We start from the raw sequence: 12,314 nt of genomic DNA, 5'->3' as shown, positions 1-12,314 counted from the left end.
ACTCAAACGAGTTCGTTAGTCCTATGCAATTTGCTGACCAGCGCTTCATCGAGTCTACGCGCAAAACGCTGGTGAAAGGGAGATTTACCGATAATCGTCAGATGGTTGGTGCCATTGACGATCTCGGGTGCCGTTGCCCGGGACGAATATCGGCGCCAGTCGATGACATTGAGCGATCGAGTTAAAGAATCCTCCGCCGCAAAAGCGTGAATGCGGAAATCACTTTGCGAAAGCTTGTAGTTACGGAAGATCATCGCATTATCGACGAGAACCCAGAACGTATGTTCCTCAGAGCCAATGTCTGGTCCGTCGACAGGCAGAACCACATCGTGTTTCACCACATGACTGAGAAACTGTTCGTAGATTTCACTGTCCATCGCTGCGAATAGCCTCTGCCAGTCATCGCGCATTGGCGCTACCGTCAGCCATTCCTGTACGCGACGGTGGGTTCGGTCACGAACACTCTCCTCAAAGCGGGGCAGAATTCCAACAGTGAACTCCTCGTCCATATCGCAGACGTCCACCATACCAATCATGCGCAGATCGATATCGCTTCCAAGCTGCTGCGCTGCCTCATAGGCAAGCAACCCACCCCACGACCAACCAAGAAAAGCACAAGGCCTGCCCTTGGCCAGGCTCCTGACTTCCTCGGCGTAACGTGCGGTGATGTCCTCCACCCTTGTGCTCAGCGTTTTGGTTTCGCTGAGCGAATAACAAATGAACCCCGTGGCTGGTTGATCGGGGCCCAGATAATCCACGAGACGCATATATTCGCGCGTGCTCACCAGCAGTCCCGGAAAACAGTAGAGTACAGGGCGGTCGCCACTGCGGCGCAGATAAATGACGTTGACGCCAGTGTCATCACGCGCGCCGTCGAGCGCTGCAGCAAGATCACGCACTGTTGGATGGTTGAACATATCTGCAATTGTCAGCGGCCAATCTGGATAATGCGTCTTGAGCCGTGACACGATGCGAACCGCCGCAAGGGATTGCCCGCCAATATCGAAAAAGTTCTCCGTAACGCCAACATCCGGTATGTCCAGTACGTCGCGCCAGACAGTCAGAATGTCTCGCTCACGGTCATTTTCCGGTGCAATGGTTTCACGCTCTAAATACGGCGCTGGAAGGGCGGCACGATCCAGCTTGCTGTTTGACCCCATCGGCAATTTATCGATCAGCATGATCGTCTGCGGAACCATATAATCCGGTAGCGCAACCATGGCAGCGCGGCGCAATTCAGTGACACTGACACTTTCGCCCTCGCGCGGCTCGACATAGGCAACCAGTGACGAGCGGGCACCGTCATGATGCAGCAGGACCACAGTTTCAGCAATGCGTGGATCAGCGCTTAAGACCGCTTCAATCTCACCCGGCTCGATACGGTAACCGCGTAGCTTGATCTGATGATCGACCCGACCGGCAAACTCGACAATGCCGTCCTCACGCCATCGGCCGAGATCGCCGGATTTATACATTCGACCCGCGCCTGACGCGAAAGGATCAGGAATGAACCGCTCTTCCGTCAGATCCGGGCGTCCCTGATAACCACGGGCAAGGCCGCTGCCGCCAATATGAATCTCGCCGACGACACCGACCGGAACCGGGGCCAGATCCTCATCAAGAATGTAAATTCTGCGATCACCAACCCCTCGCCCGATTGGTGCCACAGTGCCCTCAAAGCGAGTTCCCAACGGAATCTTCCAGATCATGGGCGTCATGATGGTTTCTGTCGGGCCATAACCATTGATGAGGAGCGGAGCCTGAAGATTATCGTTGATCATATCGAAGACGGCGCGCGGCAGTGCCTCGCCGCCAAATGAATACAACCGCAATCCCGGTATATCAGGATGCTCGCTCGCATACTCGGCCAGCCCGCGCACATAACTTGTCGGTAAGCTGGCATTATTGACACCGTGCTTGCGCATCAGCGCGAAAGCCTCGTCCGGGGTTGCAAGCTTGTCGGATGTCAGAATTACGCCGCCGCCAGCCATCAGCGGCACCATCCAGCGTTCGTGCCCACCATCGGATGTGAACGGTAAGACCGGATATTCACATGATTCCTCGCTCATCTCGTAAATGCGCAAAGTGGCCTTGCAGTGATGCGCCAGCGGACCCTGTTCGACGGCCACACCTTTCGGTACCCCGGTTGAACCCGATGTGTAGATGACATAGGCAAGCTGATCCGGCCTAATTGTCGATGTCGGTGGCTTGTCGCTTTCCAGCGACAGGTCTATCCCATCAATATCCAGTTTCGGCACAACGACATCCTGCGGAAGACTTTCGCGGAAGCGTTTGCGCGTGATAACCAGCGAAAGGCCCGGCGCAGAAAGAATATGCCGGTTGCGGGCTTCAGGGTGATCCGGCTCAACGGGCGTGAACGCCCCTCCGGCTTTCATAACCGCCAGAATCGCTACGATGGCATCAATGGATTTATCGAGCGCCACCGCCACACGTTTTTCCGGCCCGATCCCCAAGGCAATCAGATGATGGGCAAGGCGATTGGCTGAAGCCTCCAACTCACCATGGGTGACGGAGCGGTCACCTTGTGCAACCGCAAACGCGTCAGGCCGTCGCGATGCCTGTGCCGCGATGACTTCATGCACTGGCACACCGTCATCCTGCTGCGGTTGGTCAGGATATGGCGCGGACAACCGTTCCAGTTCCGCTTGCGAAACAAACGGGGTATTTCGAATAAGTGGAGTCGGGGCGCTACCCAGATGGTCAAGAGCAATTTTCAGATCATCGGCAAACCGCGCCACATGCCTGAGGGACTGCTTTTGCGGATCGAAGCCAAAGGTTATTTTGAAACTACCATCGCTTCCGGGACGTACAGTCATCACCAGTTCAGCATCGCGGCGCGCTGGCGGTTCGATGATGACGCGCGTGGACGTGTCGTCGAGAGAGTATGCCGATCGCAGATCGAGAATGGTTCTGGCGAGCGCCGTGGTTTCGAAGCTTTCGTCCCGGCGTAGCAGGCTATCGGCCAGTGTTTCGAACGGAATAAAATTTTGTCGAGAGGCAGCAATCTCCCGTTCGAAATGCTGTCCCGTCTCCTGAAATGTCATGCTGCCATTGATTTCGCCGACGACAATCAGAATGTCTTCGGTTCTCATCGCCACACCGGCAGCCGTCGCCCTGGTAGCCAAGCCGATCCGTTGCGTCCCAGAGCCCGAATAACGCCGCAGTACCACGGCCAAGCCGGTCAACAGATCAGTTTCAAGCCTCCCTTTCGATACCGAACTATCCAGCCGAACCCGTGTTTCTATTTCCGTCCAACTGCCCGGCTCAGACCCTTCAGGCATTACCGGAGTGAGAACCGCGATATTCTCCTGCCCTCCGAGACGATCAAACCAGAAATCGACCTTGTCGGCCGTGGGCGTGCGCGCTGCATCTTGCTTGAAAGACCATGATGTGGACGGAGCCTTTACGGTCTCACCAGAACCTGTTCGTAAGGATCTGGTAAAATCTTCGGCCAGTTGTCCCAGTGTTGCGCTGTCAGCAACAATTGCATGAAGGGAGAACAGCACTCCAACGGCCTTGTCTCCGCGTTTGAATAAGTAGAACCGCGCAGGATTTTCCTGCTCGAGATCGATGTGCCGGTCGCGTTCCGAGCGCGCCACAGCCCGCACCACATCATCAGTATCAGCACCGTCTGCCACTTGGTGCTCGACAATGTCGAACCCGCCGGCGTCAGGTACATGCTGATAAACCACACCGCCCGGCTTGAGCTCAAATCGACGCGTGATGAGCGGGTGTCTCGCGCACAACTGCGCTAATCTTTTTGCGGCAAAATCTGCGTCTATATCGACCAGGGCCAGCCCCAGCATCTGGCGACCATAAATGCTTTCATTTCCGATAGCCGACAATAGCCAGATGCGCGACTGTGTCGATGACAGCGGCCACTCAGATGCAATCTGATGATTGCTATTCAATTCAATTATTTTACGGTCGATATTCATATTGTTTTCATCCTAAGATAAAACAAAAGATATTCTCATCAGAATGATTCTCTGGAGAAATAATTCAATTTTCCAATCATTTTTTGATCAACACTTGATGAAAGTCACATGCTATATTCTCCATTGCTTTCCTGATGTTCGATAGACGAATGAGATAAATGAAAATTCAAATTTTTTATTCGTAAAAATTTCCATCTTTTCTCTGAATTTATTGATCGCTCAATCGTCTCTTTGGAGAACTAATCACAGACGACCAATTCGTCGTCATGGGCGACGCGCCAATTGAATTCCTGATGTTGGAGAAATGACGATGGATACATCGCCAGCAAGAGAATATTCCTTCTACATGGGAGGCGAGAGCAGCATGCGACTGCGCCTGCCAGCATCGGGCTTCACCAGCCATGCGAGCGCAGTTGATAGTCGAACGCCGACGCTCTTTGGACATGTTACAGCGACTGCAAATAGCTTCAGCCTAAAGCGCAACGATGAGAATATTGCCGCGGGCGCATTCTCATTTGCGAGCAGCCCTAATCTTGATTTCGAGACCTTGCCACCAGCAACCACAGAGGTTAAAAGCGCAGTTCTTGCTGTACTGGAAGCGCTTTTTACATGCCACCCGGATCTGCCTTGCGTAAAGCTGACCCTACCTGCTTACTATGACGCCACAAACCTTCTAGCTATAGGTGCGCTGGAACAGAGCGAGGATGGATTCACCTCCCGCCCGGAACTCCTTTTCCAGCTCGCACAACTTTGGCTTGGAGAGCCCCATCATAGCTATCCAGCTGTATCAACGATAACCAAAGGTATTCACCACCCGGTACGCCCGCCGAAGCCGCACGGCACCGTCTATCGGCGCCATATTCCCTGGATCGACAAGGTCCTGTCCTTTCACGTAGCCAATCTGGAAAGCGATCTGGAGCATTTTCATCGCTGGATGAATGATCCCCGTGTTTCTGCAATTTGGGAGGACCAGGGCAGCCTCGATTATCACCGCGATTTCCTCAATGGACGGCTGACTGATCCGCGTACACTACCCCTAATAGGGACTTTTGACGGCATCCCCTTCGGGTATTTCGAGCTTTACTGGGCAAAGGAAGACCGGCTTGGTCCCTATTATGAGGCGGACCCATATGATCGGGGCTGGCATGTTGCGATTGGCGAAGACGCCTTTCGCGGCAAGGCTTTCGTCAGTGCCTGGCTACCTTCCCTGATGCACTACATGTTTCTCGCGGATTCTCGAACAAGCCGGATCGTCGGAGAACCTGTCCATCATCATCAGCAGCAAATCCGTAATCTCGACAGGTCCGGCTTTGCCAAAATCAAGCATGTCCAGTTTCCCCATAAGAAGGCGCTCCTGGTCATGTTGTTGCGCGAACGCTTTTTTGCAGACCGACTGCTATCTCCCGACCTCGGTAGCCTGATCGATGAGCAGGGACAGCCGGTTATTGGCTCCTTGTCCCGCGATGCGGGTTGAACGCCGGAAACGAACATCCGCGACCCAATTTCTGCTTTGCGAGGATAATCATGAACGAAACGCCGAAATTCGATGACCACCACACAATTATTCCAAACAGTTTTACTTCCATACGCGACGACCCGTTCGACGCTGCCGTGCCGCCTATCTACCAGACATCCCTGTTTTTGTTCGACAACTATGCAGAACTGGAAGCGGTCTTCGCAGGCCGGTCGCCAAAGCCCATTTATTCGCGCGGCGACAACCCAACGGTTCGCCTGCTTGAACAGCGGATTGCGGAAATGGAGGGTGCCGAAGATGCGCGCGCCTTTTCCAGTGGTATGGGCGCAATCGCGGCAACGATCCTCGCCTTTGTCAATCCCGGCGACCGTATTGTGACCGTCCGCCACGTCTATAGCGATGCGTTCCGTTTCTTTGAAAAAGTGCTGAAGCGCTTCGGCGTTCATGTCGAGTACATTGATGGTAGAGATACCGAGCGTATGATCGAAGCGCTGCCTGGTGCGCGTCTGGCTTATCTCGAAAGCCCCACATCAATGGTTTTTGAGCTGCAGGATCTGCAAACCATCGCGGAAGCTGCCCGCAAAAATGGCGTTCTGACAATCGTCGATAATTCCTGGGCGACCCCTCTTTTCCAGAATCCTCTGGCAATCGGCATTGATCTCGTCATCCACGCCGCTTCCAAATATTTGGGGGGGCAGAGCGATACGGTCGCCGGACTGGTCGCCGGACCGCGCGCACTGATTGATCGCGTCAACGCGGAAATCTTTCCCTATACCGGCGCAAAGCTGGCACCGTTTGAAGCATGGTTGGTGCTGCGCAATCTCGAAACACTTCCCCTGCGGATGCGTCATCATCATGAGGCTGGCTTAGAAGTTGCGCAATGGCTGCAAGCCTCGAGCACGATCGCTAACGTTATGCATCCGGCTTTCACGGACCATCCCGGCAGAAATAGTCTTTCCGGCTTTGGTGGCCTGTTTTCCTTCGAGGTGACAGATGCGGTGGATATTCCCACCTTCGTCGATGCGCTGAAAATCATTCGTATCGGGGTAAGCTGGGGCGGCCCTGAAAGTCTGGTTGTTCCAGCAAAAGCCGCACTCAGCATTTCGCCCGAAACCAATGTCTTCGCACGCTTTGGTGTCAGCGAACGCACCATCCGATTGAACGTTGGTCTTCACAAAGCACAGGATCTCATCGAAGATCTCGATCAGGCACTGAAAGCGGCTAATCGTTGATCGACTGCTGGTTCCCCGATAAGGATGCCATATTTGCATAGCCACCAATGCACATCGGTCGCTAAGCAAGTCCAAGACCGAGATTGCGCCGCCGATCTGAATCCGTTTCAGTATCGGCGCCACACATCAGCTGCCAGCGAGCATCTTTGCAAGCATGAAGCCTGAGCCCGCGCCCGTACCAGCGCCGGGCCATGTGGAGGCGCCGCACATATAAAGCGAGCTGACGGGCGTCTTGTAACGCGAGTAGCCCGCGATAGGACGGAACAGGAAGTTTTGATCGAGATGGTGCGAACCGCTTAGATTGTCACCACCGATAAGATTGGCATTCTCGCGCTCCAGATCTGCGGGAGAAAAGACCGAGCGGGCCCGGATCATATCACGAATTCCTGGCGCATAACGCTCGAGGATTCCGATGACCCGATCAGCATAGGAATCTTTCACACTGTTCCAATCCCTATCCGCAATCTCACCGATTGCATCACTTTTGATCTCGGCTGGGAGGACGCGCACCTGCACCCAAAGGACATGCTTGCCCTCCGGTGCGCGGGATGGATCAATGGCCGTGGGCTGGCCCACAACAAGCGCTGGCTCTCCCGGCAGCAATCCGTCCATAGCTTCCGCGTAGACGCGCGCCATCATGGCGAGGTCCGGGGCGATATGGACATAAGCAAAACGCTTGAGCTCAGCGCCCGCCGTCCAATCTGGCAACTCATCCATGGCAAGATGGATCATCATCGTACCGGGTCCGGCACGAAAAGCATCTGTCGCCTTATGAACCTTCGGCGGAATCGCCGATTGAGGCAGCATGTCACCGCCGAACAAAATTTTGGGGTTGAGGTTGGCGATCACCGCTCGTTTTGCGTTCAACGCGCGCCCATCGGACAGAACCACCCCTGTTGCTCTTCCGGCATTGTCGAGATTGATCTTCTCGACACGTTGACCAAGAATGAGTTGTCCGCCGTTCTTCTGCAGAAGACCTACCATTGCGCGAATGATTGTATCCGCTCCACCCTTGCCGATGACCATCCCAAATGCCTGGTTTGCCATTGATTCAAGATAGGGAAACAGCGCTCCGCCCGCAACGTCGGGTGCGAAATCAAGATGCAGCCCCCAGGCGGCCATCATGGCCTTGAGTTTAGGATTCTCGAAATTGGCATCGAGAAAATCACGTGGTGTCGCAAGCAGAAGTTGCCCAATGCGCCACAGATTATCCATGCCGAGCGCGCGATAAGCCTTCCAGGCCGTCTTTGCTGCTGCCAGCGACGGCATCAGCGAGCCGAGCAAACCGAAAATATGCGGCGCATTACGCTCAAAATCTGACAGCATCTCTGCCCACGCCTTGGCGTCGGCGGGCGACAGTTCCGCAATCTTGGCATTCGTTACAGCCACGTCGCTGGACACGCCCAGATGGGTGCCGTCGCGAAAGACACTGGCAAAGCAATTTTGTGCGGGTACAAATTCAAGACCCTGCGCAGCGAGGTCTGCGGCGTAAGCTGCGTGAAAAGCTGATCCCGCAAACATAGATAAGTTCATGGCGGCCCAGTCATGACGGAAACCAGGCTCCGTCAGTTCCATGGTCTTCACCGCTCCTCCGGGTGACGCCTCCGCCTCCACAACAGCAACACGCCAGCCTTTAGCCGCCAGATGCACCGCGGCAGCGAGGCCATTATGCCCTGCGCCTATGACGACGGCATCGAACTCCACGTCAGATCCACTCAATTTTACGCCCCCATTATTTTCAAATGCATATAACTGCGTAAGTCGATATCGGCAGAGCCTCTGACGTCTCGGATCCAGATGCAGCGTTTACCGCGTGTATTGAGGGCCCGGGACGGCAGGATACGTCGAAAAGTTCAACTTAGAGAGCAGGCATTTCGTTGCATTCACATATGATATCTTTTAAGCTTCAAGAAAATTCATATCAAGCTTTTTAAAGAAGCGATTGAGGGGGACGTCCATGCCACAGAATTCATCGTTGGACTTCAGGGAACAGGCTTGTCGACACTCGCACTGATGACGAAGGAATCGATAAAGTTTGGCGTGCGCTGGACAGCGTCCAATTTCAGGGGAGCGACGACACATGGCGACACATGACTATATCGTGGTCGGTAGCGGCATTAATGCATTGGTGGCCGCTGCGATGCTCGGCAAAAAGGGTAAAAAGGTACTGCTACTCGAGCGCAACGAGCGGCTGGGCGGCTGTCTGCGTACTGAAGAGATCACTGCACCGGGCTTCCACCACGACGTCATGGCAACGACTATGGTGCTGTTCTTGACTTCGCCCGCCTATGGCGCACTCGGCAAGGATCTGGAAGCCCGGGGCCTCGAATTCGCCCATACCGATCTGCCGACAGGCGTTGTGCTGGCTGACGGACGGCATGCGATCCTATCCAAAGACCGCAAAGCCAATATCGCGGCCTTCGATGCACTGGCCGATGATGACGGCAAGGCCTTTGCCCGCGAGATGGACCGGATGGGAGCCGACGCACCGTTCATGTTCTCGCTGCTTGGCGGATCACTCTGGTCTGGCGGCATCCTCAAGACGGTGCTGAAGGAAGCCTGGAAGCGTGGCCCCCGCAATCTCGCCGCGTGGTTTGGCGAGGCGCTCGTCAATGGCCGCCATCATCTCGAAACCACCTATCGGTCCGATGTGATGCGCGGGCTCTTTGCGCCCTGGGTACTTCATTGCGGTCTCAATCCGGAAAGCACCTATTCTGCTGCGATGCTCCGGGTTATCGGCTTTGCCATCGAACTTGCTGGCTGCCCGATTGTCAAAGGCGGCGCCGACAATCTCGTCAAAGCGTTCGCGCAACTCATTACAGATCACGGCGGGACCATCCGCACCGGCGCGGATGTCGACGCAATAATAGAGGGTCACAACGGTCAAGCCACGGGTGTTCGGCTTGCCAGCGGCGAGGTTCTTCAGGCGAGCAAGGGCGTCATTGCCTCGGTCACACCCAACCAGCTCTACGGTCGCCTGCTGAAGAGTTCCAGCAAGCCATTGCCCTCAGCCGTTGCGGAAGGACTGCAAACCTATCGCTATGGCAAAGGCAACATGCAGATTCACTATGCGCTGAAGTCTCCCCCACGCTGGAAGGGCGGCGAAGACCTGTCGAAAGTGGCGCTCTTGCACCTTACACCCGGTCTCAATGGCGTATCCCGCGCAGCCAATGAGTGTGACCGTGGCATGTTGCCAGCGGTACCAACCATCTGCGTCGGCCAGCCGACCGCGCTTGACCCGTCGCGCGCGCCGGAAGGTCAGGCAATCCTCTGGCTGCAATTGCCGGAAGCCCCGCGACACATCGAAGGCGATGCTGCGGGAGAACTCGCCACGCCTGCCAATGGGTGCTGGACCGACGAATTGCGCGAACAATATGCCGACCGCGTTGAGCGTATCCTCGCCCAACACATCAAGAGTTTTTCCGAGACCATTATCGCCCGTAAGTCTTATTCGCCAGCCGACCTTGAAGCGATGAATATGAACCTCGTTGGTGGCGACCCCTATGGCGGGTTTTGCGGCGTCGATCAATTTTTCATCTGGCGCCCGTTCAAGTCGTCGGTCAACCATCGCACCCACGTGCCCGGTCTTTATCAAATCGGTGCATCGAGCCATCCCGGCCCGGGATTGGGGGGCGGCTCCGGCATGCTACTCGCGTCCTCGCTGAAATAGGAAGCAATATGGCTGATGGCGAGTTGGCGTATGTGTCACATGCGCCCGCCCATCGAACGCATGCAGAATCATATTTCTTTGTCTGCATATTCGTGAAACTGCGGGTATAAGCACTCAGAACCAACACTCTCAATGATCTACGAGCGAAGCAAACAGAGAAACAATATGCACAAGCATATAGTTCGCCTTAAAATTGCTGTCAGAATGTACAATTCGCTTGCCAGCCAATCGGCGCTATTTTAAGATTAAAGTATTCCGAACAATAAATACCTTGGCGAGTGGGGGAACACTCAAAAAAGCCGGGGATCAGGGGAACGCGGAGCAAATCATGACTGAATTCACCCGTCGCCAGACGCTGGGTATGGGCGCTGCTGCCTTTTTTTCAAGCATACTGGCCGGACGTGTGCCAGTGCAGGCAGCGGAAGCCGACACGCTTACCATCGCTTTCAACGTCAATCTCCCGTCCTTCGACCCGACCGTCGGTCCGTCGGCGGTCAACCCGACCATCCAGGCAATTTACCGCTCGATCTTCGACCAGTATATTGGGCAGGATCCCGACCTCGAATTTGTCCCGGGTCTGCTGACCGCATGGGGCTGGAATGACGACAAGACCAAGGTCTGGATGGATGTCCGCGAAGGCGTGACCTGGCATGACGGTTCACCATTCACCCCGGAAGACGTGGTCTGGGCGCTGGAGCGCGCCGCCAACGACAAGACCGGCAACCCGATCCAGTTCGTCTGGTCGACCGCCGGTAACTACAAAATCGAAGGTAACAAAATCACCGGCGACGTGCTGCGCTTCGAACCCACCTATTTCATGTGGATGGCTTTCCTAACCGGTTACATCCTGCCCAAAGCCTATTACGAAAAGGTCGGTGCGGAAGGTTTTGAAAAGAAGCCAATTGGTACTGGCCCCTACATGGTTGACGCATACGAAGGCAACGCTTTCCTCCGCCTCAAGGCCAATCCCAACTATTGGGGTGGGAAACCGGCTTTCGAGACAGTCATCTTCAAGTTTGTGCCCGATGGCACCAGCCGGGTTGCCGAAATCGAATCCGGCTCATCCGATGTCACTCTGGAAATTCCCTATGAGGAGTTCGACCGACTGAAGGAAAAGGCAGGTCTGGCAGGCGTTGCGACTCCGATCTCCGATATTGGCATGATCTTCATCAACAATATCGAGGTAATGAACGACAAGAACGTGCGCCTGGCTGCTTGCCACGCCATCGACAAGCAAGCCATCGTCACGCGCCTGCTGCGTGGGTATGGCGTACCGATCGATACGCTTGAGGCACCGGAATATTCAGCCTACGATCCGTCTATCAAGGTTCCCTACGATCCCGCGCTCGCCAAGAAGCTGCTGGCCGATTCCGGCTATTCGACCGAAAAGCCAGTAAAGTTCAAAATCCAGACCACACGCGGATTGAAGCCAAAAGACTACGAAATGGTGCAGGCCATCGTGGGCATGTGGCGCAAGGTCGGTATCGAAGCCGAAATCGAGGTCTACGAGATCGCCAAGCATTATGAGTTGCGCGCTGCCGACCAACTCGCGCCAGCTGCCTTCTATAACTGGGGTAATGCGATTGGTGATCCGACCACCTCAACAGGGTTTGCCATGTTTGGCCCATCGCCGCATTCGGTGTGGAACACCGATGACCTCGATAACATGATAGCGCCGCTATGGGGCGAGAAAGACGAGGCCAAACGCATCGCCGGATGGAAAGCTGTCTGCAAATATATTGCGGAGCAGGGTTACGTGCTGCCATTGCTGCAATACGCACAGCCGATCATCTACAAGTCGACGCTGAAGGCTGTTCCGAATGTTTCGGGTGCGCTGCAACCGACCCTCATATCGAAGGCTTGATTGCACATTGGCCGAGCACCAGATGTGCCGGCCTCCCACTGCTTGATTTGTGTCCGGCTTCTTCAGCCGGGCACACTCGCATAGCATCTTCGTCTGCCTGCGTGAGGCTTCATAC

The 12,314-nt window shown here is 55.1% G+C and carries 6 protein-coding genes; 4 read left to right on the top strand and 2 right to left on the bottom strand.

Annotated elements, in window-relative coordinates:
- Nucleotides 1-2: 2 nt before the first annotated feature.
- Nucleotides 3-3,959: an amino acid adenylation domain-containing protein gene (locus QBD01_RS23030; RefSeq protein ID WP_280994688.1), complete on the bottom strand. Its 3,957-nt coding sequence runs from the start codon at nucleotides 3,957-3,959 to the stop codon at nucleotides 3-5.
- A gap of 304 nt (nucleotides 3,960-4,263) precedes the next feature.
- Here QBD01_RS23030 and QBD01_RS23025 point away from each other — a divergent pair, with 304 nt between their 5' ends.
- Nucleotides 4,264-5,433, top strand: a complete 1,170-nt coding sequence (locus QBD01_RS23025; RefSeq protein WP_392391469.1) for a GNAT family N-acetyltransferase — start codon at nucleotides 4,264-4,266, stop codon at nucleotides 5,431-5,433.
- Between the two features lie 50 nt (nucleotides 5,434-5,483).
- Nucleotides 5,484-6,665, top strand: coding sequence for a PLP-dependent transferase (locus QBD01_RS23020; protein WP_280994687.1), 1,182 nt, complete (start codon nucleotides 5,484-5,486; stop codon nucleotides 6,663-6,665).
- A gap of 126 nt (nucleotides 6,666-6,791) precedes the next feature.
- On the opposite strand, the gene QBD01_RS23015 is transcribed toward QBD01_RS23020, so the two are convergent.
- On the bottom strand, nucleotides 6,792-8,384 hold the full coding sequence (locus QBD01_RS23015; RefSeq protein ID WP_280994686.1) for an NAD(P)/FAD-dependent oxidoreductase: 1,593 nt from the start codon (nucleotides 8,382-8,384) through the stop codon (nucleotides 6,792-6,794).
- A 361-nt stretch (nucleotides 8,385-8,745) separates the two neighbouring features.
- Between QBD01_RS23015 and QBD01_RS23010 the strand changes: the two genes are divergently transcribed.
- Both QBD01_RS23010 and QBD01_RS23005 read left to right on the top strand, forming a co-directional pair.
- Nucleotides 8,746-10,335, top strand: a complete 1,590-nt coding sequence (locus tag QBD01_RS23010; protein WP_280994685.1) for an NAD(P)/FAD-dependent oxidoreductase — start codon at nucleotides 8,746-8,748, stop codon at nucleotides 10,333-10,335.
- 328 nt (nucleotides 10,336-10,663) lie between these two features.
- Entirely contained in the window at nucleotides 10,664-12,199 is a 1,536-nt protein-coding gene (locus QBD01_RS23005) for an ABC transporter substrate-binding protein (RefSeq protein WP_280994684.1), read from the top strand.
- The last annotated feature ends 115 nt before the right edge of the window (nucleotides 12,200-12,314 follow it).

Origin of the sequence: Ochrobactrum sp. 19YEA23, from assembly GCF_029909865.1 — a bacterium.
In the GTDB taxonomy this organism is placed as follows: domain Bacteria; phylum Pseudomonadota; class Alphaproteobacteria; order Rhizobiales; family Rhizobiaceae; genus Brucella; species Brucella gambitense.
This window is presented reverse-complemented; position numbering and strand designations above follow the sequence as displayed.